The organism is Carboxydocella thermautotrophica, assembly GCA_003054495.1.
GTDB lineage: Bacteria > Bacillota.
Genome location: CP028514.1, coordinates 2,661,058 through 2,683,082, shown reverse-complemented (window position 1 = coordinate 2,683,082; position 22,025 = coordinate 2,661,058). Strand labels below are relative to the sequence as shown.

Sequence of the window (22,025 nt, the reverse complement as noted above, 5' to 3'; positions counted from 1 at the left end):
TATCAGCAAAGTCCGGCAGGGTTTCGGGGAGCTGATCAGGAATGCCAGAGAAACACGAGAAGAACAAATTTAGCATAACTGTGTGCGGGGAGTTTTTTCCGGAGATTTACCCGACTCACCGGTCTTCGAAGTGGAGCAGGGGCGAAGAAGACCCGCTGACTACGGAGATGCGTCTCTTCTGTGCCTGTATGCGGTGGGCCTTTAACCGGCTCCTGGAAGGTGCTTCCCGCCATGAAATCAAGAAGTCAGGACAAGAACTTTTCGGGCTGAACTCCCGCTTTGTCGATGACTCCAGACTTAAAGCACAGGCCCTGCTGGACTCCCAAACAGAACTGCTGAAGTTAGAAAATGAAGAAACAGAAGAGAAACTGGGCCGGGCCAGGAAGAAACTCAGCCTGGCTATGAGGAAACTGGCGAAGGCAGAGGAAAAGGGGGCTGCTTCAGAAGTTATTGAAAAGCTCCGCCTGGCAGTCAAGGGGCGGAACAAGCGGGTGGTTTCACTCGCAAAAAGGCTGGCTGAACTGAAGGATTACCAGGAGAAGGGGACAATACCAGAGGTAGTCTTTGGGGGCAGAAGGCTGTGGGAAAAGGTCTGCCAGGGCCGGGCCGCCCGTGAAAAATGGCGGCACGCCCGCAGGAATCGCCTCTACTCCCGGGGAGACGAGAGCAAGGGAGGCAACCCCAACAGGAACTGGTGCAGATATGGCTGGCCATGAAGTTAACCTATGCGGTAGAACTGATCCGCACCCTGGAAGGACGCTACTTGGTACATTTGACATTTGAAGTGGTCAGGGTGCAGGAACCGGACTTTGCTAAAGGTTGTCTGGCTATAGACACAAACCCTGATGGGGTAGCCCTGTGTAACGTTAGCGCTTCCGGCCAGCCGGAGCCGTGGGCGGAGGGTTTCAGCGTTCCTTATCCCGGCAATCTGGGCAAGTACGAAGGAGAGTTTCAGGTTATCCCTTACCCGAACGGCTTTCTTTATATCAGAATACCAGACTTAGCCCATGCTTCCAGCTTCCGGCGTAGCTACCTGATAGGCGTTTTAGCCAGAGTAGTGGTAGATATAGCTTTCTTTTTAGGCAAACCAATTGTTTTAGAAAACCTGAACTTTAGCAAAGACAGACTGGACACTAATAAAAAGTTTAACCGCATGGCCTCCAATTTTCCATTTGCGAAAATGGTAGGGGCAATGTATCGGAGAGCGGTAAAAGAAGGGGTGCCTTTCAAGTTAGTATCACCCCGGCATACTTCAACCATAGGTTACTGGAAGTATATGAAACGTTACGCCGTTCCGGTGCATTGCGCGGCGGCACTGGTTACAGGACGCCGGGCAATGGGCTTCAGGGAACGGGTGACTATAGAACTCAGGCAACTGGTATCGCAAATCAAGCAAAACCTGACCCGGAAGGATAATCCTGATAGACCTGGGGAAGGAAAAGGGATGACCCGTGGGGTCAGGGCCTGCTTGAGGCGGCTGGAGGAGAGGCTTTCTGTGCATAACGGGCTTGCCCAGAGTGAACAGGAGGCGTATAACTCCGTCTGGCCTGACCTGAAGTTATTGGCCCTGTCCGTACGGTGACCCCGTTTAGCCGGTGTCGGAGAAACCGGTAGGCGTCCTAACAGGACGCGGGAGGCGGAGTTATACTCTCACCGGGAGGTCAGCATAAACCGGTGCAGTACTCCCGTCCGGGTGGAACTCCCGGGCCGAGGTCCCCTGTCGCCCTGCCCCGCGGGGGCAAATCAAGTATTCGGAAAGGAGGCGAAATCCTGGTCTGGGGGCCGACTTGACTGAAAATAAAAATAGTCAAGTTTTTTGAACCAGGTGGAGAGCTTTGGGCAAAGTTATCGCTATTGCCAATCAAAAGGGCGGGGTAGCTAAGACTACTACTGCCGTTAATTTAAGTGCCTGTCTGGCAGTGAAGGGCAGAAAAACGCTGTTAATTGATATTGACCCCCAGGGAAATGCCAGTTCCGGTTTGGGAGTGGATAAAGATAAACTGGATGTTTGCATCTATGATGTTATTATTAATGGCTTGCCATTGTTGCATGCGGCTTTGCCTGCCGAAATTGCCAATCTGGAAGTGGTTCCGGCTACCATTCAACTGGCTGGGGCGGAGATTGAGCTGGTGGCCATGATTGGCAGAGAGAGCAAACTGAAAAAGGCTCTGGAAAAAATCAGGGATAAGTACGATTATATTATTATTGATTGTCCTCCCAGTCTGGGGCTATTGACCTTAAATGCCTTGACAGCAGCTGATAGTATTTTAATACCCATCCAGTGTGAATATTATGCTCTTGAGGGATTAGGTCAATTATTAAATACTATTGAGCTGGTGCAAAAACACCTTAATCCGGATTTACAGATTGAAGGGGTTTTATGTACCATGTTTGATGCCAGAACCAATCTTTCGCTTCAGGTAGTAGAGGAAGTAAAAAAACATTTCCCGGAAAAAATCTTTAAAACCATTATTCCCCGTAATGTTAGGCTAAGTGAAGCCCCCAGCTATGGCCAGCCTATTATTACCTATGATCCTCGTTCCAAAGGGGCAGAAATGTATCAAGAGTTGGCAGAGGAAGTGATTGAACGTGGCTAAAAAAGGCTTGGGTAAAGGTTTAAATGCTTTGATACCCGGGCGCAAGGAAGAAGAAACCCGGGAAAATGGGGTTAATGAAATACCGGTTGCCTTGATAGCGACCAACCCCTGGCAACCGCGGCAGGAATTCAATCAGGCTCGATTGGAGGAACTGGCCAAATCCATTGAAAAGAGTGGTCTAATTCAGCCCATAATCGTCAGAAAAACCGGTGATGGTTATCAATTGATTGCCGGGGAAAGAAGATTAAGAGCTTATCGGTATCTTGGCAAGGAAACAATTCCTGCTATTATCAGGGCAGTAGATGATGGTCAGGTTCTGGAACTGGCCCTTCTGGAAAATATTCAGCGGGAAGAGTTGAATTGTCTGGAAGAGGCAGAGGCAATCAGGAGATTACAGGAAGAATTCAATTATACTCAGGAAATGTTAAGTCAGAGGTTGGGCCGTTCTCGTTCGGCTATTGCCAATACCCTGCGATTATTGCAATTATCGGAGCCGGTTAGAAAAGCTTTACGAGATGAGCAGATAACTGCTGGTCATGGGCGGGCCCTCCTGGCTTTGAACAGTGAACAGGATCAGAACCTGGCCTTGAAACTGGTGATTGAAAAAGGTCTTTCAGTGCGGCAGACCGAAGAACTGGTAAAAAACTGGCCCCGACAGCAAAAAAGTGAACAGACCAGGGAAAAAAAAGAAAAGAAAGTGGCTGCTGTACTGGTTGATATAGAGGAGGTTTTAAAAAGAAAACTGGGCACAGGAGTAAAGGTAAAAGGAAAAGAGAATAAAGGTAAAATCGAAATAGCTTATTACTCGGAAGAGGAGTTACAGAGGATAATTGAATTAATAGCCGGTGAGGAATGTTTCACGTGAAACATTTTAAATCAACACAGGGATAAACCTGTGTTATTTTTTTGGTAAAAATTTTGTCTATTCAGGGAGTAAAGCTGAATGTTATAATATTTAGCGTGATTAGAAAGAAGGTGAGAGGAGATGGATCCACTTACTCATGGAGTAATTGGTGGACTGGTGGCACTGGGGGCAGGTAATGCTGTCAGTTTATCAGAACCAGCTTTTATAGCATCAGTACTGGGGGCAATGGCACCTGACCTGGATATTGTTTATCATCTCAAAGGGCAATTAAGCTATCTGGAAAATCACCGGGGTAAATCCCATGGGCCAGTGGGCCTGATCCTCTGGAGCAGCCTGGTTACATGTTTTTTGGCTTTATTTTTTGATGATATCAGCTGGCAGACCTGGGTTTGGGCTTTAATTGGTGGAATTAGCCATACCTTAATGGATGCTTTTAATTCCTATGGTATCCATTTTACCAAGCCTGGTAGAAGTAAAAAAATCTCATTTAATCTGGTACAGGTGTTTGATCCGATAATTTTGCTGCTGGGAGTACTGGGATTAGTGTATTCTTCGCCATTTCAGGCAAGATTAGCTCTGCTGGCCATTGCGGGCTGGATGGTGGTGCGTTATTGTTGTCGCAAAATAGGAGAGAATAAAATTAGAACCTGGCTATCCAGAGTAAAAGGCCAGCAACCGGATAAAATTATAGTAATGCCAGCGATGTGGGGATTGTGGAAATGGGATTTTGTGGCTGAATTTACCAGTCAATACATCAGTGGTAGCTGGTGGATGAATACGGATAAAAAGGTGATTTTAAAAGAAATTGATAAAGTGGAAAGGGATATAAAAGAGAAAGTCCTGGAAACGGAAGCGGGTAAATTCTTTACCCTTTTGACTCCTGTTTATGCCATAACCAGAGAACGATGGCAAGACCGGGAAGCTTTTGTTCTCTATGACCTGCGCTATTTAGTGGGTGACCGCTATTTACATCGGGCAACTGTGATTTTGAACGAACAGGGCCAGCCTCTAACCCAGGTGATTCAGCCCTTTAGTGAGCAAAATTGTATAAATTTATAAACATTGAACCCGCTCGTACCCCGGGCGGGTTTATCATTGAGGCAAAATGTGATATGATACTATATATGCAGCTTAAAAGGGGGGAAATACAAAGTGATCTACCTGGATAATGCAGCTACTTCCTGGCCCAAACCCCCGTCGGTAGCAGAGGCAATGACCAAAGCAGTGAAGGAACTGGGGGCCAATCCGGGACGAGCAGGGCATCAGATGGCATTAGAAGCAGGTAGAGGTATTTATCGTACCAGGGTTTTATTAGCGAAGTTGTTTAATATCAAAAACCCGTTACGGATTGCTTTCACCCAGAATGCCACTTATGCCCTAAACCTGGCTTTACTGGGTCTCCTTCAACCAGGAGATCATGTAATCACTTCTACCTTAGAACATAACTCTGTTGCTCGACCCCTGTATTATCTAAGCCAGAGAGGAGTCAAAGTGACCAAAATCGGACTGAATGAAGCCGGGGAATTTGATCTGGATTTACTGGAGAAGTCTTTTCAGCCCAATACTCGCCTGGTTTGTCTAACCCATGGCTCCAATGTGAGTGGTCATATCTTGCCGATAGAAAAAATCGGAGCCCTTTGCCGGTCCAGACAGGTCAAGTTTATGGTTGATGCGGCGCAGACAGCAGGGGTTATCCCCGTGGATGTAGAAAAGATGAACATAGATATTCTGGCTTTTCCAGGTCATAAAGGGTTATATGGACCCCAGGGCACCGGTGGTTTATATATAGCCGAGGGGATTGAACTAAAACCACTGGTAACCGGAGGTACTGGTTCCCATTCGGAATATATGGAGCAGCCGCAAGTAATGCCAGACCAGCTGGAAAGCGGCACTCCCAATACTCCGGGGATTTTCGGTCTGGGTGCCGGTGTAGAATTCGTTTTGAAAACGGGAGTAGAACAGATCCATGCCCGGGAACAGGCATTAACAGAAAAATTGCTGGCCGGTCTGAGAGCTTTGCCTGAAGTTATCGTGTATGGGCCGGCCGAAGAACGTTTGCCGGTGGTTTCCATTAATATCAAAGGGGCAGAGACTTCAGAAGTAGGGTTTATTCTGGACAAGGTCTTTAATATTGCCTGCCGTACCGGTTTGCACTGTGCACCGGAAGCCCACAAAACTCTGGGAACATTTCCGATTGGAACAGTGCGTTTCAGCCCGGGCTGGTTTAACACAGACGAAGATATAGATAAAACAATCGAGGCAATTAAAACCATAATTAAAGAGATGAAGGGAGCATAGGGAGTGGGGACGATTATCAATGTACTGGCGATTATCGCCGGTACTATTATCGGGATTATTCTGGGTCGCAGTTTTAAAAAGGATATAGCTGATACCATCCAGCAGGGTCTGGCCCTGGCTGTACTCCTGATTGGGGCCCAAATGGCTGCCAAAGAGACGGATACTTTGATTGTGATTTTTGCCCTGGTCATTGGCGGCTGGTTGGGGAGCTGGCTGGAAATCGAAGAAAAATTGCTGGCCTTCGGTCGCTGGGTGGAGAACAAAATGGCAGCCCAGGGGGAAGGGAAGGTTGCTGCTGCTTTTATGACGGCCAGCCTTATTTATTGTGTTGGCGCTATGGCTATTATGGGTTCTCTGGAAGAAGGATTAACAGGCAAATATGATACTCTGTTAGCCAAAAGCCTGCTGGATGGGGTCTCGGCCATTATTTTTGCCTCCACCATGGGCTGGGGTGTGGCTCTTTCGGCCCTCTCAGTAGGAGTTTATCAAGGGGCGATTACTTTACTGGCCGGCTGGATTAAGGGTTTTCTTTCTCAGGCTGTTATAAATGGTATGACGGTAACCGGCGGCTTATTGATTGTAGGTATAGCCTTTAATATTCTGGGCTATAAGCCAATTCGGGTTGGGAATCTTTTACCGGCTATTCCGATTGCGGCTATCTTGATGTTACTAAAATAGATAATGAAAAACCCCCGTCAAGGGGGTTTTATTATTACCTACGCCAGTAGGCAGCCCAGGCTTCCTGATATACTTTCAACAGGGATTGACCGCTTATTTCAGCAATACGCTTGCAGTCCTCATACTCAGGAGCCGCTTTTTGGCCGGAAACTTTGAATCTGATCATGCCCCAGCGGGTTTCCACTTCCTGAATCTGACGAGGAAGGGCTCTGCGTTTAACTGGCCATTTGCGCCAGCCCAAAGAGGTAGTGGATTCCGCCAGGATTTGTTCAACCTGACCCAGAGATTCCGCGGGGCAAAGCAAGCCTAAAGTAAAGGCCGGGCGGCCCTTTTTCATCAATATCGGGGTATACCAGGCATCATTGGCGCCGGCGGCTAGCAGTTTATCCAGCACATCGGGCAGGGTTTCCGGTTGCTGGTCATCGATATTTGTTTCCAGTTGCCACAAATCTTCTGTAGACAGCTCGGACAGGGGCTGGTAGAGGATGGCCCGTAAAATGTTGGGCTGTTTTAAAGTTTTGCTACCAGCTCCATACCCGTAGGCCAGGGGTCGGCCCGGAGGGAGGGCGCCCCATTCCTGAACAAAATAACCCAGGATTGCTGCCGCAGTAGGAGTAAGCAGTTCTCCTTGCTCTTCTCCCTGGTATACAGGTATATCCTTGACCAGTTCCAGCGTAGCCGGGGCGGGGACGGAAATTAGCCCGTGCTGGCATTCAATCATTCCTGACCCCAGCGGTAAAGGAGAACAGCCGATAAATGCGGGTTGCAGATAAGATAGGGCCAGGCAACAACCTACTATATCGATAATGGCATCAATGGCTCCCACCTCATGAAAATGGACCTTTTCAATAGTAGTACCGTGAACCCTGGCTTCAGCCTCAGCCAGACGGCGGAAAATGGCAATGGACTGATCCTGAACTGGGGCAGGCAGTTCACTCTCTCTGATCATAGTCTCGATATGGTGCAGGTGCCGATGCGGCTGGGATTCTGGAAAATCCACCTCTAAATGCAGACTGCGAAGGCCGTGGTGTTTTTTTTCCTGCCAGTTCAGCTGCCAGCCCTGCAGGGGTAATGTCTTCAATTGTTGTTCCAGCCAGGAGACTGGTACACCGCAATCAACCAGGGCGGCCAGCAGCATATTGCCGGCTGCTCCAGTGGGGCATTGGAAATAAAGGCCGATACCGCTCATGTTTCTACTCCCCCCAGACGATTGATGGCATTGGCGAGGGCAGCCGCTCCATAACCATTATCGATATTGACTACTCCGATGCCGGGAGCACAGCTGTTTAACATGGTTAACAGGGGTGCCAGGCCTTGCCAGTGACTACCATAACCCACACTGGTGGGTACAGCGATAACCGGTTGGCTAACCAGCCCGCCGATAACACTGGGTAAGGCTCCCTCCATGCCGGCGACACAAATGAGAACATTACAGCGCCGAATCTGGGGCAGGAGATGGAGCAAGCGATGCAGGCCTGCTACACCTACATCATAAAACTTCTGCACCGGGTTACCCATCATTTCGGCACAGAGAGCTGCTTCTTCTGCTACCGGCAGATCAGCGGTTCCTGCCGCCAGAATACCGATAGTGCCCAGTTTACGTGGGCGCTGGGGCTGACCATAAGTTAAACAGCGGGCCTGAGGGTGATAGGTCAATTCCGGCAGGGCTGAAAGCACCTTTTCCGCCTTAGGCCGGCTCACTCTGGTTGCAATCACTGTACCGTGATGTTCCTTGAGATGGCTGAAGATCCTGATTAACTGTTTAGCGGTTTTGTTTTGACCGAAGATTACTTCGGGAAAGCCCTGCCGCAGCTGGCGATGAAAATCCAGTTTGGCAAAGCCCAGGTCGCGGAAGGGTAAATCCCTGAGCTGGTCCAGAGCTGCTTCGGGACTAATAGAGCCATCACGAATTTGTTCAAACAGGTTCAGAAGTTTATTTGTATCCATTTTTCACTTCCTCCGACAGGTTTTCATTCATACTGCCACTGCGAAAACCCTGCAAATCCAGGGTAATATAAGTGAAACCCAGGGATTTGAATTTCTCCAGACACTGCTGGCGTAGATTTTCATCAGTTACCAAACGGGCCAGCTGGTCAGGAGCCAGTTCCAGACGGGCAATTTCACCGTGATGACGGACGCGGCAGGGCAGGAAACCCTGCTCTATTAACCAGTTTTCCCCGGCATCGATTTGGAGTAATTTTTCTCTGGTAATAGGGCTACCATAAGGGAAGCGGGAGGACAAACAGGCAAAAGAAGGTTTGTTCCAGGTGGGCAGCTGCCATTCCCGGCTAAGCTGCCTGATTTCTTCCTTGGTTAAACCGGCTTCCAGCAAGGGGCTGATGACTCCAGCCTCTCTGGTAGCCCGGCGGCCCGGACGAAAATCGCTGGCATCATCGGCATTGGCGCCATCATAAATCACCTGTAACTGGTATTGTTGCTGAATAGATTGTAGTTTATGCCATAGTTCCTTTTTACAAATATAGCAGCGGTCAACGGGATTGGCCACAAATTCGGGATCGGCTAACTCCTCCGTTTCCACGGTAAGCAGACGGGCTCCCAGTTGCCGGGCCAGCTGGACCGCGGCCTGGCGTTCCCTTTCCGGATAGGTTTCGGAAAAAGCTGTAACCGCCAGAACCTGGTCCGGGCCCAGGGTTTTCAAAGCTGCCTGTAGTAGGAAGGTGCTGTCAACCCCTCCCGAAAAAGCGATCAGGCAGCTGCCATTTTCTTTCAATATCTGTTGCAGACGTTTCAGTTTAGCTTGCATAGCCAAGTTCCTCCTCCAGATGTTACTGCTGACATTGTAAAATGTTGCATCAGCAAAGTCAATGATAGTATACTCTTAAATATAGGAAGGAGGATATGGGATGGAGTTAAACCAGATTTTGCTTCTGATCGGGGCGTTTGAAGGCTTGTTATTCATTTTGTTGATACTGTTCTGGGTTCTGACCAATCGTAAAACAGCTGTCTTGAAAAAATTCCTGCAATCTGCGGAAGGCAGGGATTTGGTAGGATATTTACAACAGCTGGCCGAACGGCTGGATTCCCTGGAAAAACAGGTGAATGAATTGAAGGAAAAACAGATTAAACAGCAAATTACCTTAACTCGTTGCCTGCAAAATAAAGCAGTGGTGAGGTTTAATGCTTTTGAAGACACGGGTAGTGATCTCAGCTTTGCGGTGGCTTTGCTGGATGAACGAGGAGACGGGGTGGTATTGAGCAGTTTGTATGGGCGGCAGGATTGCCGTACCTATGCCAAACCGCTAAAAAATGGTCAATCCCGCTATCCTCTGACTGATGAGGAAAAAGAGGCAATTGCCCTGGCTTTATCGCCCAGAAAAAGCGAATAAAGGGTATGAAAGTAACCGGCCGGGGATACACTAGGCCGGGAGGGGTCTGGTATGTTTGTCAACCGCTATGAAGCAGGCTTGCTGCTCAGGGAAAAAATTAAAGGTAAAAAACTGATTAACCCCCTGGTTGTAGGGGTGCCCCGGGGAGGCATTGTGGTCGCAGCTCCTCTGGCAGAATTACTGGAGGCCCCCCTCAAGGTGATTATTAGTAAAAAGATCGGCTTGCCCCGGAATGAGGAAGTGGCGATGGGAGCAATTACTCCTGGTGGAGAAGCAATAGTGGACTGGGTGCTGGCCAAAAGAGCGGGCCTTACCGATAGCCAGGTGGAAATGGCTATCAGCAAGGCCCGTACTGAATGGGAATTGAAAAAAGAAAAATACCTGCCCTGGTGGGCTGAGGATTTTGAGGACAGGGATGTTATCCTGGTTGATGACGGTATTGCTACTGGTTATACCATCAAGGTAATAGTCAATTATCTAAAAGAACAGCCTTTACTTCAGCTCTGGCTGGCCATTCCCGTGTTGCCGGAAGAAAAACTGGAAGAATTTCTGCCATTAGTTGATCAGTTAGTCTATTTGAAAGCGCCCTCGGATTTCTACGCTGTTGGCCAGTTTTATCAGGATTTTTCCCAGGTGGAAGAAGACGAGGTATTGCGGTATTTATCCTGAAAGTTTACCCAGAGCCTGCTGGCCAGGGAGAGAGCGGAACTGATTGCCTGGGCCATTTTCATTACCACAAACAGACGGGTATTTTGCAGAACGAAATATTCCATGAAACCGCCCACATTAACTATACCGGTAAGATGGATCTGCCCCACCGGGGGCAGATTTTTATTTACCCCTGCTCCTGGCTTCAGGGGACCGCGGGCCAGGGTTATATGACCCACGCTGTCCAGATTGCCTAGAGAGGCGTCAATGGCGATAACGAAAGGATTGGGCCAGGTTTTGTAAATATGCTGGAGTTTTTCTGCCAGGTTGGCAGCATGAACCGGTTCTTCCAGGGTACCCAGTATCCAGAAGGGCTGACAGGGTTTTTGGCTGAGAAGAGTACCGATCAGAGGCCCCAGGGCATCGCCGGTGGAGCGATCGGTACCAATACAAAGTATTAATATGGGCTGACCTGGCAAGACCAGGTCCACCAGCTGCCGGACCAAAAGGCGGGAGAGTTTATCAACAACCAGAGGGTCATCCACGTGGATTTTGTGTTTTTCCATGGGTAACCTCCTGAAACAGAGTTATATCAGAGTATACGCCATTTACCCTCTTTTTATACTTGAACTGCAGGTCTGTCTAAAAAATATACAAGCCAGGCAGGGAAAGGGAGGAATATGTTGAATTATTATTGTAGTGCATAGGTACGGAGGTATTGGTATGGCCGTTGTTAAGACTATCCAGGAAAAATGTAAAAGCTGTTATGCCTGTATCCGCAATTGTCCGGTAAGAGCAATAAAAGTAACGGATAAGCAGGCCCAGATTTTGCCGGAAAGATGTATCAGCTGCGGTAATTGTGTCCGGATATGTGCCCAAAAAGCCAAACAAATAGAAAGCGACTGGCAGCGAATCAGCGAGATGCTGGAAAAAAAGCGCAGACAGCCAGTAATAGCTATTCTGGCCCCTTCCTTTCGGGTGGCTTTTCCCGAGTTTTCTGTAGGTCAGGTAATCATGGCTTTAAAAGCAATTGGATTTAATGAGGTTGAACCGGTTACCAAAGGAATTGAATTGACCGTACCGGTTTATCGGGAATATCTGGCCCGGGTAGAGAAAACGACAGTGATCAGTTCATATTGTCCGGCGGTAGTGATGCTGATCCAGAAACATATGCCGGAATTGATCCCCAATTTAGCTCCCATCGATTCAGCGGTGCTGGCCCTGGCCAAATACCTGAAACTGCAAAACCGGGAAAACCGGGTGGTATTTATCGGGCCCTGTGTAGCTAAAAAAGAAGAGGCCAGGGACGAAAATCTGGTGGGAGTGCTGGATGGAGTGCTGACCTTCAGGGAGATCCGGGAAATCTGGCAAGAAAAAGGAATCAGGCCAGCTATCTATAAAACGCCCCTCAGCTGGGAGGAAAGTTTGACTGAGTTGTTTCCTGTTTCGGGGGGATTGCTGCGCAACCTGGGCATCAAAGGTCGCGATTATAACCTGGAACTGGCTGTGGTTGAAGGTAAAGATGAGTGTCTCAAAGTACTGCAGGCTGTTAAAAGGGGAGAGTTTAACGGGAAATTTCTGGATATCCTTTTTTGTCGCGGTTGTATAGATGGCCCTGAAATTGCCAGCCCCCTGGAGTTTTATGGCCGTAAAAGTCTGCTTTTTTCCCAGCAACGGTCCAGTCAGCCTCCAGTTCAGGGTTTAAAAGTTGCCGGTCTGGACCTTTCCCGCCGTTATATCAATAAGTATCAGCCTTTGCCTGAACCATCAGAGCATGATATCAGAGAGATCCTGAAATTTACCCAGAAAATCAATCCGGAAGATGAGTTGAACTGTGGTGCCTGTGGTTATGAATCCTGCCGGGAAAAAGCCAGGGCGGTTTATCAGGGACTGGCGGAAATTCATATGTGCTTGCCTTACCTGCTCAACTTATCCCAGGGGGAAATCGAATACTATAAAGATCGCTTGCGCAATTTGGATCGCGCCAAACCGATGCTGAGTCTGGAAAGAATTCTGGGGGATTTGCCGGAAGTAGCCCATATCAAGGCTTTAAGCGAAAGGGCAGCCCAGAGCGATTCCACCATTCTCATCACCGGGGAGAGCGGAGTAGGTAAGGAAGTGCTGGCCCAGGCTATCCACTATTTAAGCCCGCGGGCCAATGGGCCGTTTATTGCCATCAACTGTGCTGCTTTGCCGGAGATGCTGCTGGAATCGGAGTTGTTCGGCTATGAAGAAGGGGCATTTACCGGTGCCCGCAAAGGAGGTAAACCCGGCAAATTTGAGCTGGCCAATGGCGGCACCCTGTTGCTGGATGAAATCGGGGATTTACCCCTGACTATGCAGGCCAAACTGTTACGGGTTCTGCAGGAAAGGGTTATAGAAAGGGTAGGAGGAACCAAATCCATTAAAGTGGACATCAGAATCATTGCTGCTACCAACCAGGACTTAAAAAAGATGGTAGCAGAAGGCCGTTTTCGGGCGGACCTTTATTATCGTTTGAATGTTATCGGTATTCATATTCCTCCACTGAGAGATCGTATCAAGGATTTACCGCGCTTGATCGATATAATTGGGGAAAAGCTGTACCGGGAAAAAGGGATTACCCCAAAGGTAATTGCCAAAGAGACTCTGGATTTACTGATGACTTATCACTGGCCGGGTAATATTCGGGAATTGGAAAATGTCCTGGAGCGCTCCATGTATCTGGCAGAAGGCAGTGTGGTGAGACCGGAACATTTGCCCTCCTACTTGTTCGAGAAGGATTTACCGAAAAGAAGGGTGCAAATCAAACCCCTAAAAGATGCGGTGCGGGAACTGGAAAAGGAATTGATAGAGGCAGCTCTGGCGGAAGCAGGGGGAAACAAGGTTTTAGCTTCAGAGTTGCTGGGAATTCCAAGGGCAACCCTCTATTTGCGATTAAAAGAATTTGGCTGGTTGTCTGAAAATTAAACATATGATTAGAAATTATACAAATTGATTGTTAACAAATAGAACAATTTCAGGGGGAATCGGATGTTTAGCAGGCCCGGAGTTGTTGGCATAAATATTGCTATAAATCAAGAAGGTGACTGCATGAACACAATTGACAGAAGAAGATTTATCAAGTTACTGGCACTAGCCCTGGTTGTTACTGCAGGGGAGAATTTTGCCTGGGCCAATGAACCTGGTCTGGGCCTAATTGGCTGGTACCGCGGAAATTCCTGCGGTGGTTGTGTCCTCTCCCTGCTGGCGACAGGAGAAGCCCCGCCGGGTGTTCATCCCTGGCTGGAAGAGCAGCCAACTGCGATGGATGTACTGATAGTGGAAGGAGCGGTTGATTCCGGGGACAGGCAGCTGCAGGAAATGTTGAAAAGGGCCCGCTGGATACTGGCTTTCGGTACCTGTGCTGCTTATGGTGGAATGGCAAAGGAAGGCGGCGGGGAGCGAGAATGGCAGGGGCTAATCGATCTGGCTCCTCTGAAAAAATTGATAGCCATTCCGGGATGCCCACCCAAACCTGGCTGGTTGCTGTCCACATTGACCGCTTTGCAGGTGGGACGCAATCTAGAGCTGGATGATTTTGCCCGGCCGCTTGAGATTTTTGGCGGTACCATCCATGATAATTGCCCACGCCGGCAGTATTTTGACAACAGCCGGTTTGCCCAGGCTCCGGGGGAAGTGGGATGTTATTTGCTGCTGGGTTGTAAAGGTCCTATAACCTTTGCTGATTGTTCCCAGCGCTTGTGGAATGAAGGGGCCAACTGGTGTGTCAGCGGCGGGGGACCCTGTATAGGGTGCACACAACCCGGGTTTCCACAAAATTTCGCTCCTCTGACTACCAGGTTGCCTCAGGTGGCTTTGCCTGGAATCGAAAGTACGCCGGAAACAGTAGGTAAACTGGCTTTTACGGCAGCCATGACCGGAATTGCAGCCCATTATGGCTATTCCCTCTGGCAAAAAGGCAAACGGGGAGGGAAGGCCGATGATTAACTGGCAAAGAGGTCTGGCTGTTCCGGTGCTGTTTACCGAAAAGGCAGGGATTCAAGCCAGGACGCCTCGTAATTCTTTGCTTCAGGATAAGTATATGCTGGATCTGCCTTTTTTCCTGGCCCGAACCCAGGGAGAGCTGGCCAACAGCCTGACCCTTCTGGGTATAACCGCTATCGAGACATTAACCGGACTGGAAGTGAGTACGGGAGTCAAGAAAAAACGTCTGTTAATCAGGATGTTTGACTGGTTTATCTATCACAGTATTCGTCTCTGGCGGCGAGACCGCGATCCGAACTGGTTAGTAGCAATCTCCCAATGCCATAGAGTGCTGGCGGTTCTAACCGGACGCAGTCCTATGGGTTGTGGCCTAACAGTGGGAGGAGCAGGAGCTCCTTTAACCACCGAGCAGTGGCGGTTTATCAGAATTTCTCTGGATTGGCTGGGGGATTATCTGGCCAGGAAAAAAACAGAAAGCTTTTTACCCTTACCTCAAGAAGAAAAATTGCATGAACTGAGTCAGAACTGGCTGGCAGCACAGGACTTAGAAGGTATGGCAGGAGGAAAAGTTGTTGCTGACGGCCAAAAACAGGAGCTGGATTGGTCCCGGATCAAGATACAACCCGCTGGTCTGTATTATGATGACCGGGTATGTCTCATAGGCCCCCTGGCCCGGCAAAAGATACAGGGCTACCACCACCGGGGCTATCTGGCGGCAATGCTTACTGAACTGAAAGTCATGTTACCAAAGGCGGATAAATTGCTAACAGAACTCGGTCAGGGAAAAGGTGAAATGGGCAGTCGCTGGCCGGAACGGTGTGAGGGTGAACTTCAGCTTTTTCTGGAAACTCCGGCCGGTCCGGCTGGGCTTCAGCTCAGGCTGGAAAGGAATAAAGTTGCTGCTGCGCGGCTATTTACCCCTGACCTATGGCTCAATTCCCTCTGGCTGGAAGGGCAGCGGCAGGGAATTCTTACCGAAACGGACATTTACGCTTTGGCCAGGGACTGGGGCATCCCTGTCAGTTTAACGACAGGGAGGCGGTTATAATGCATCCCGCTCCGGTACGCCTGGTGCATTGGTGGAATGTAACTGCTATCAGTTTCCTGGTTTTATCCGGGTTTTATATACATGATCCTCTCTTCTGGGAGGGTTGGTTTGCCGGGATGGATCGGGCCCGCCTCGTTCACCTGGTAGCCGGCTGGCTGCTGGTGGCAGCGACCTTTTATCGCTGGGGATTCGCCCTGGTCACAGGTGAATGGCGGCAGGTGGTTTTCCGCTGGCAGGACATGAAAGATTTAAGACAACTGCTTAAATATTATTTATTTCTTACTTCTAGCTACCCCCAAAAGGGCAAATACAACCCCGGGCAAAAGCTAGCCTACACCCTCCTCCCCTTTCTCATCATAGGGCAATTGGTTACTGGAGTCATTTTGTTGAAGCCTGCCCTGGCTCCGGTGGCTTTTGCCCTGGGGGATCTTGCCCGATTGCGACTGATACATTATCTGCTGACCTGGGTGATGCTGGTGTTTGTGCTGGGCCATCTCTATCTGGTTTTGCAAAGTGGCTGGCAAAACATCAAGACCATTATCCGGGGCTAAACTAACTGAGGGACTATGTATCTTTCCCCGGAGATACAGTCCATATATTTCCCCCCAAGGGCTTTGCTTCGGGAATTGAAGCAAAGTCTTTTTTTTATTAAAATGGGGATGGGAAACGGAGGCGAAAATATGCATGAAATGGCCTTGATGGCGGGGGTTTTTGAAATCATCACTGCAGTTATGGCTGAACATCCCGGCAAAAAAGTAACCAGAGTAACCATGGAAGTGGGAGAATTGACCCATGCTCTGCCTGATTCCCTGCAAATGTGCTTTGCAGCCTTTGCCAGGGGAACGGTATGTGAGGGAGCAGAACTGGAAATCATTGAGATACCGGTAGTGTTAAAATGTCAGGAGTGTGGCTGGCAAGGGAGAACGACCGGCAGTTTTGTCGCCCTTTGTCCTGACTGTCAAAGTCCCAGAACGGAAATCACCGCTGGCCGGGAGTTAAGGGTCAGCAGTTTGGAGGTAGAAGATGATGAAAATAGAGATTAAAACCGATATCCTGCTCAGCAATGACCAGCAAGCTGAATTAAACCGCCAGAACTTCCGGGCCGCAGGTGTTAAGGTATTCAATTTCATGGGCTCACCGGGGGCAGGAAAAACTACTCTGCTGGAACGCACCATCGCTGAACTTAAAAACAAATTGCGCCTGGCGGTGATCGAAGGGGATATTTATACCAGTAAGGATGCTGAGCGCATTGAGGCGCACGGAATCCCAGTGGTACAAATCAATACCGAAGGAGCCTGTCACTTGGATGCCAGAATGGTAGCAAGAGTCTTACCCCGATTTGATTTAAACAATCTTGATCTGCTGATTATAGAAAATGTAGGCAATCTGGTCTGCCCGGTGGAATTTCAGCTGGGGGAAGATGCAAAAGTGGCTGTGCTGAGTGTAATTGAAGGGGATGATAAGCCTCTCAAATACCCATTGATTTTCCGGGAATCGGAAGCGGTTGTTGTCAACAAAATCGATCTTTTGCCTTTTTGTAATTGCAATATGGAGAGCCTTACAAGAGATATACTATCCATCAATCCAGATATTAAAATCTTTCCGGTTAGCTGCCGGACCGGGGAAGGTTTGCAGGAGTGGATTGATTGGCTATTCAGAAGGACAGGTGCCTGATCGAAGGGCGCCTGTCCTTCTGTTATAGAAAAGAAGAGACAAATAAAAAATTTTGTTGACAGTTTTAACTCAGAAATTATATAATAAAGCTGCCAGTAGAAAGGTTATATACAACAGTTACAATGTTGTAACGAAGGGGGCAGGACAGCAGGACGGCGACGAGGTTGGCCTTATTCTGCAGGTTTGCTCCTGTTTTTCTTTTCAGGAGAAAACAGGGCAGTCTAAGGTCGGGTAAAAAAAACAAAAGGGGGAAAAAGAATGCTGAAGAAAAAGGCAAGTGCTGTGTTGGCTGGTTTGTTGGCATTGTCCCTGGTAGCCACCGGTTGCGGCAGTAACAGTGGCGGCGGGGAGAAAAAGGAAGGCGGCTCTGGTTCTGCTGATAATGTCATTAAAATCGGCGGTAACTTCGAAACCACAGGTGGTGTAGCTACCTTTGGTCAGGCTGCTGTCAATGGTATTAAGCTGGCTTTCAAAAAGAAGAATGAAGCTGGCGGTGTTCTGGGCGGTAAGAAGTTAGAACTGGTGGTTGCGGATAACAAATCCGAACCTGCCGAGTCTGCCAATGCCACTACCAAACTGATCAACCAGGACAAGGTTGTGGCCATTCTAGGTGCTACTACTTCCAGTAACACCCTGGCAGCAGTGCCGGTGGTAACTGCTTCTCAAGTTCCGCTGTTGTCTACTTCGGCTACTAACCCTAAGGTAACGGTAAACGAGAACGGCCAGGTTAATGAATGGGTTTTCCGGGCCTGCTTCATCGACCCCTTCCAGGGTACAGTGATGGCTAACTTCGCTACCAAGGACTTAGGTGCTAAGACTGCTGCCATCATGATCGATACCAGCTCTGACTACAGTAAAGGTTTGGCTTCTTTCTTCAAAGAAGCCTTTACCAAAAATGGTGGCACCATTGTAGCTGAAGAAGGCTATGTCCAGAAGGACACCGACTTTAAAGCTGTTCTGACTAAAATCAAGGGCAAAAACCCTGATGTAATTTATGTACCCGGTTACTACGAAGAAGTAGGTAAGATTATAAAGCAAGGCCGGGAGCTGGGCATTACTGTTCCTTTCATGGGCGGCGATGGCTGGGATAGCCCCAAACTGGTGGATATCGCTGGCGCTGAAGCGTTAAATGGCACTTACTTCTCCAACCACTATGCTGCTACTGACCCCGATCCGGAAGTTCAGAAGTTTGTGGAAGAGTATAAGAAAGAGTACGGTCAGGTTCCTGACTCCATGGCTGTGCTGGGTTATGATGCTGCTCTGATGCTGATTGATGCTATTGAACGGGCTGGCGCTGCCGATCCCGCCAAGATCAAAGAAGCTCTGGCTGCTACCAAGGACCTGAAGGTAGTAACCGGTACCATCACTCTGAATGAACAGCATAACCCGATTAAAACCGCTGCTATTCTGGAAATGAAGGATGGCAAACAGGTCTTTAGAACAAAAGTTAATCCCTAAGGTAGAATAACCAGGATGAGGGGGTGTTTGCCCCCTCATCCCTATGTAAGTCAAAGGGGTGAAAATCTTGGAATTTTTACAGCAATTGATAAATGGCATTTCTCTTGGAAGTATCTATGCTTTGATCGCACTCGGTTATACCATGGTTTATGGTATTATACGTCTGATCAACTTTGCCCATGGTGATATTTACATGTTAGGCGCTTTTGCCGGCTTTTTGGCTACTACCTACTTGCATTTGCCGCTGATTCCGGCGATTTTGCTGGCTATGCTGGTTTGTGCCCTGATCGGGGTTACCATTGAAAAACTGGCTTACAAGCCCTTGCGGCATGCACCGCGGATTGCGGTCTTGATTACTGCTATCGGTGTTTCCTTCTTTATTGAATATGGCACTATGTATGTGGCTACCCCGCAGCCCCGGACTTATCCTGCCGGTTTATTGAGTGAGCATACCTATAACCTGGGCGGGCTGGTGGTCAACAACCAGCAGATCTGGATTCTGGCTATTTCCATTGTGTTGATGCTGGCCTTACAGTGGTTTGTACACAGTACAAAAACCGGAAAAGCTATGCGTGCGGTTTCCCATGATACCGAAGCAGCTGCCCTGATGGGTATTAACGTGGATAATATCATTTCCGTCACCTTCGCCATTGGTTCAGCCCTTGCTGCTGCTGCCGGGGTGCTGGTGGGAATTTACTATAACTCCATCGACCCGCTGATGGGGATTATGCCGGGCTTAAAGGCTTTCGTTTCCGCCGTTCTGGGCGGTATCGGCAGCATTCCCGGTGCGGTTATCGGTGGTTTGCTGATGGGCACTACTGAAGCCATGGTTAGCGGTTTCTTCAAGTCCACCTATCGGGACGCTGTGGCCTTCCTGATTTTGATCGTTATCTTGCTGGTCAAGCCCTCCGGTATTATGGGCAAGCACGTGCGGGAGAAAGTGTAGGTGATATAACAGATGAAGATGAACTGGACCAAAACTCTGACTACCGCCGGGATTATGACCGCTGTCTGGCTGGCTTTTACCTTCCTGTTTAACCAGGGGATTATCGGTCCCTACTGGCAGCGGATTGTGGTTACTGCATTAATTAACATTATACTGGCTGTTAGCTTAAACCTGATCAATGGTTTTACCGGTCAGTTTTCCATCGGTCATGCCGGTTTTATGGCTGTAGGTGGTTATGTTTCCGCAGTCATTACAGTTAAGCTGGCTCCTCAGTGGGCTGCCGCTGGTGTAGCTATCCCCCAGTGGCTGCTGTTTGTAATCGCTTTGCTGGCGGGTTCCCTGGCAGCGGCGCTTATCGGTTTTATCATCGGTATGCCCACCCTGCGTTTAAAAGGGGACTACCTGGCCATCGCCACGCTGGGGATGGGGGAAATCATTCGGGTTATGATTCTGAACATCCCCTATGTGGGTGGAGCTTCCGGGTTTATGGGGATTCCTCCATACAGTACTTTTAACTGGGTCTTCTGGATTTGCGTAGGTTCCTATGTAGTGATCAAAAACTTCCTCTGGTCTACCCATGGCCGGGCCTGTATCTCCATCCGGGAAAACGAGATTGCCGCAGAGTCCATGGGAATCAATATCACCAAATATAAGGTTATGGCTTTTACCATGGGTGCATTCTTTGCCGGGCTGGCTGGTGGCCTGTTCGCCCATTACTTCTACATCGTGCATCCCAACTCTTTTGGTTTTCTCAAGTCCTTCGAAATTCTGGTTTATGTAGTTTTAGGCGGTTTGGGGAGTTTGTCTGGCTCAGCTGCAGCAGCGGTATTTGTTACTCTGATTTCCGCTTATCTGGCCGACTACCCCGAGTTGCGCATGATTATCTATTCTATCGTGTTGATTATAACCATGCTGTTCAGACCCCAGGGCTTGCTGGGTAACAAGGAACTCAGCCTGGATATCTTCAAGAAAGACAGAGGTGATAGTCGTGGCCTTGCTGGAAACTAAAAATCTCACCATTCAGTTCGGGGGTCTGAAAGCGGTTTCCAACTGCAATCTTTACCTGAACAAAGGGGAACTTATCGGTTTGATCGGGCCCAATGGTGCCGGTAAGACTACGGTCTTTAACCTCCTGACCGGGGTTTACAAACCCACTGAAGGGGATATCCTTTTTGATGGCAAAAGCATTGTGGGCATGAAGCCCTATCAGATTACCCAGTCCGGTATGGCCCGGACTTTCCAGAACATTCGGCTGTTCGGAGAGCTCTCTGTTCTGGAAAATGTTATGATTGCCTATCATTTCCATGCCAAACATTCCGTTCTGGATTCCATTTTACGCACTCCCCGGCATTTTCAGGGTGAGAAAGAAATGCGGGAAAAGGCCATGGAGTTTTTAAAAATCTTCAAGCTGGAGCACCGGGTTAATGAAAGGGCCAAAAACCTTCCCTACGGGGAACAGCGGCGGCTGGAAATCGCCCGGGCCATGGCCACTCAGCCCAAGCTGCTACTTCTGGACGAACCGGCAGCCGGGATGAACCCGCAGGAAACTCTGGAACTGATGAATATGATCAAGTGGATCAGGGACCAGTTCCACTTGACGATTCTGCTGATCGAACACGATATGAGCCTGGTAATGAATGTTTGTGAACGCATATATGTGCTGGACTATGGCACCGTAATCGCCCATGGCACCCCGGCTGAAATCAAGAATAATCCCAAGGTTATTGAAGCCTATCTGGGAGAGGAGGTCCACCATTGATGCTAAAAGTAGACAATATTGATGTTTATTATGGCGCAATCCACGCTCTCAAGGGGATCTCCCTGGAGGTAAACCAAGGGGAAATCGTGACTTTGATCGGTGCCAACGGGGCGGGCAAAAGTACAACCCTGAAAACCATCTCCGGTTTGCTCAAACCCAAATCCGGAGCTATCTACTTCGAAGGGCAGAATATCACCGGTAAAAAAGCTCCCGATATCGTGAAAATGGGGATTTCCCAGGTACCGGAAGGCCGGCGGGTTTTTGCCAACCTGACCGTGCTGGAAAACCTGGAGCTGGGAGCCTACCTGCGCAATGACAAGCAGGGTATCCAGGAAGATATGGAGAAGGTGTTTGTACGCTTCCCCCGTTTGAAGGAACGGTTGAAGCAGCTGGCTGGGACCCTCTCCGGTGGGGAGCAGCAAATGCTGGCGATGGGACGGGCCCTCATGTCCCGGCCCCGGGTATTATTGCTGGATGAGCCTTCCATGGGTCTGGCCCCGATTCTGGTGCAGGAGATCTTTAATATTATCAAGGATATTAATGCTACCGGTACCACCATCTTGCTGGTAGAGCAGAATGCCCATATGGCCCTGTCCATTGCCCATAAGGCCTATGTGCTGGAAACCGGTAAGATAGTACTGAGCGGTCCGGCTCAGGAACTGGCCCAAAGTGAAGAGGTTAAAAAAGCTTATCTTGGTGGTTAAGGCAAGCAAAAACCCGCCCTTTATTTAGGGCGGGTTT

At 49.0% G+C, this 22,025-nt stretch carries 24 protein-coding genes; 20 read left to right on the top strand and 4 right to left on the bottom strand.

The annotated features are described in order from the left end of the window. Positions 1-41 precede the first annotated feature (41 nt). From CTH_RS14480 to CTH_RS13720, 7 genes are all read left to right on the top strand, one after another. A complete protein-coding gene (locus tag CTH_RS14480) occupies positions 42-716 on the top strand; it encodes a hypothetical protein (protein WP_318262702.1) in 675 nt (224 codons plus the stop codon). Further along, on the top strand, positions 695-1,582 hold the full coding sequence (locus tag CTH_RS14475; RefSeq protein WP_318262701.1) for an IS200/IS605 family accessory protein TnpB-related protein: 888 nt from the start codon (positions 695-697) through the stop codon (positions 1,580-1,582). Before CTH_RS14480 ends, CTH_RS14475 begins: the two co-directional genes overlap by 22 nt. Before the next feature lie 253 nt (positions 1,583-1,835). Beyond that, positions 1,836-2,597 (top strand): ParA family protein, encoded by a 762-nt coding sequence (locus tag CTH_RS13740; protein ID WP_079907781.1) that lies wholly within the window; start codon positions 1,836-1,838, stop codon positions 2,595-2,597. After that, a complete protein-coding gene (locus CTH_RS13735) occupies positions 2,590-3,462 on the top strand; it encodes a ParB/RepB/Spo0J family partition protein (protein WP_107754216.1) in 873 nt (290 codons plus the stop codon). Before CTH_RS13740 ends, CTH_RS13735 begins: the two co-directional genes overlap by 8 nt. Before the next feature lie 120 nt (positions 3,463-3,582). Further along, positions 3,583-4,521, top strand: coding sequence for a metal-dependent hydrolase (locus CTH_RS13730; protein WP_079932982.1), 939 nt, complete (start codon positions 3,583-3,585; stop codon positions 4,519-4,521). Positions 4,522-4,614: 93 nt separating this feature from the next. Further along, the gene (locus CTH_RS13725) at positions 4,615-5,760 is read left to right on the top strand and encodes an aminotransferase class V-fold PLP-dependent enzyme (RefSeq protein ID WP_079932983.1); all 1,146 of its coding nucleotides are present in this window, start codon (positions 4,615-4,617) and stop codon (positions 5,758-5,760) included. A gap of 3 nt (positions 5,761-5,763) precedes the next feature. Then, positions 5,764-6,438: a DUF554 domain-containing protein gene (locus CTH_RS13720; protein WP_078666230.1), complete on the top strand. Its 675-nt coding sequence runs from the start codon at positions 5,764-5,766 to the stop codon at positions 6,436-6,438. 34 nt (positions 6,439-6,472) lie between these two features. On the opposite strand, the gene larC is transcribed toward CTH_RS13720, so the two are convergent. The 3 genes from larC to larE are packed head-to-tail and all read right to left on the bottom strand — an operon-like array spanning position 6,473 to position 9,202. After that, positions 6,473-7,627 carry a nickel pincer cofactor biosynthesis protein LarC gene (gene larC / locus CTH_RS13715; RefSeq protein WP_107754214.1) on the bottom strand — a complete coding sequence of 385 codons (1,155 nt, stop codon included), beginning with the start codon at positions 7,625-7,627 and terminating at the stop codon, positions 6,473-6,475. Then, positions 7,624-8,385 carry a nickel pincer cofactor biosynthesis protein LarB gene (larB, locus tag CTH_RS13710; protein ID WP_078666232.1) on the bottom strand — a complete coding sequence of 254 codons (762 nt, stop codon included), beginning with the start codon at positions 8,383-8,385 and terminating at the stop codon, positions 7,624-7,626. The genes larC and larB overlap by 4 nt, the downstream gene beginning before the upstream one ends. Next, positions 8,372-9,202: an ATP-dependent sacrificial sulfur transferase LarE gene (gene larE / locus CTH_RS13705; protein ID WP_107754212.1), complete on the bottom strand. Its 831-nt coding sequence runs from the start codon at positions 9,200-9,202 to the stop codon at positions 8,372-8,374. Before larE ends, larB begins: the two co-directional genes overlap by 14 nt. A gap of 100 nt (positions 9,203-9,302) precedes the next feature. On the opposite strand from larE, the gene CTH_RS13700 reads away from it, so the two are divergent. Further along, positions 9,303-9,785, top strand: coding sequence for a DUF4446 family protein (locus CTH_RS13700; protein WP_078666234.1), 483 nt, complete (start codon positions 9,303-9,305; stop codon positions 9,783-9,785). A gap of 51 nt (positions 9,786-9,836) precedes the next feature. After that, entirely contained in the window at positions 9,837-10,454 is a 618-nt protein-coding gene (locus tag CTH_RS13695) for a phosphoribosyltransferase (RefSeq protein ID WP_078666235.1), read from the top strand. On the opposite strand, the gene yyaC is transcribed toward CTH_RS13695, so the two are convergent. Next, entirely contained in the window at positions 10,403-10,999 is a 597-nt protein-coding gene (yyaC, locus tag CTH_RS13690) for a spore protease YyaC (RefSeq protein WP_078666236.1), read from the bottom strand. The genes CTH_RS13695 and yyaC overlap by 52 nt on opposite strands. Positions 11,000-11,156: 157 nt before the next feature. Here yyaC and CTH_RS13685 point away from each other — a divergent pair, with 157 nt between their 5' ends. From CTH_RS13685 to CTH_RS13640, 11 genes are all read left to right on the top strand, one after another. Further along, positions 11,157-13,382: a sigma 54-interacting transcriptional regulator gene (locus tag CTH_RS13685; RefSeq protein ID WP_078666237.1), complete on the top strand. Its 2,226-nt coding sequence runs from the start codon at positions 11,157-11,159 to the stop codon at positions 13,380-13,382. Between the two features lie 123 nt (positions 13,383-13,505). After that, the gene (locus tag CTH_RS13680; protein ID WP_159071984.1) at positions 13,506-14,402 is read left to right on the top strand and encodes an NADH-quinone oxidoreductase subunit B family protein; all 897 of its coding nucleotides are present in this window, start codon (positions 13,506-13,508) and stop codon (positions 14,400-14,402) included. Further along, on the top strand, positions 14,395-15,447 hold the full coding sequence (locus CTH_RS14220; protein WP_159073899.1) for a hypothetical protein: 1,053 nt from the start codon (positions 14,395-14,397) through the stop codon (positions 15,445-15,447). The genes CTH_RS13680 and CTH_RS14220 overlap by 8 nt, the downstream gene beginning before the upstream one ends. Further along, positions 15,447-15,998 carry a cytochrome b/b6 domain-containing protein gene (locus CTH_RS13675; protein ID WP_159071982.1) on the top strand — a complete coding sequence of 184 codons (552 nt, stop codon included), beginning with the start codon at positions 15,447-15,449 and terminating at the stop codon, positions 15,996-15,998. Before CTH_RS14220 ends, CTH_RS13675 begins: the two co-directional genes overlap by 1 nt. Before the next feature lie 129 nt (positions 15,999-16,127). After that, on the top strand, positions 16,128-16,490 hold the full coding sequence (gene hypA, locus CTH_RS13670; protein WP_078666240.1) for a hydrogenase maturation nickel metallochaperone HypA: 363 nt from the start codon (positions 16,128-16,130) through the stop codon (positions 16,488-16,490). Continuing rightward, on the top strand, positions 16,474-17,121 hold the full coding sequence (hypB, locus tag CTH_RS13665; protein ID WP_107754209.1) for a hydrogenase nickel incorporation protein HypB: 648 nt from the start codon (positions 16,474-16,476) through the stop codon (positions 17,119-17,121). Before hypA ends, hypB begins: the two co-directional genes overlap by 17 nt. 258 nt (positions 17,122-17,379) lie before the next feature. Beyond that, positions 17,380-18,579 (top strand): ABC transporter substrate-binding protein, encoded by a 1,200-nt coding sequence (locus CTH_RS13660; protein WP_107754206.1) that lies wholly within the window; start codon positions 17,380-17,382, stop codon positions 18,577-18,579. Between the two features lie 64 nt (positions 18,580-18,643). Further along, on the top strand, positions 18,644-19,525 hold the full coding sequence (locus tag CTH_RS13655) for a branched-chain amino acid ABC transporter permease (protein WP_107754354.1): 882 nt from the start codon (positions 18,644-18,646) through the stop codon (positions 19,523-19,525). 12 nt (positions 19,526-19,537) lie between these two features. Further along, complete coding sequence (locus tag CTH_RS13650) at positions 19,538-20,533, top strand: branched-chain amino acid ABC transporter permease (protein WP_078666243.1); 996 nt, start codon at positions 19,538-19,540, stop codon at positions 20,531-20,533. After that, the gene (locus CTH_RS13645; protein WP_078666244.1) at positions 20,514-21,284 is read left to right on the top strand and encodes an ABC transporter ATP-binding protein; all 771 of its coding nucleotides are present in this window, start codon (positions 20,514-20,516) and stop codon (positions 21,282-21,284) included. The genes CTH_RS13650 and CTH_RS13645 overlap by 20 nt, the downstream gene beginning before the upstream one ends. Continuing rightward, positions 21,284-21,988, top strand: coding sequence for an ABC transporter ATP-binding protein (locus tag CTH_RS13640; protein WP_078666245.1), 705 nt, complete (start codon positions 21,284-21,286; stop codon positions 21,986-21,988). Before CTH_RS13645 ends, CTH_RS13640 begins: the two co-directional genes overlap by 1 nt. The last annotated feature ends 37 nt before the right edge of the window (positions 21,989-22,025 follow it).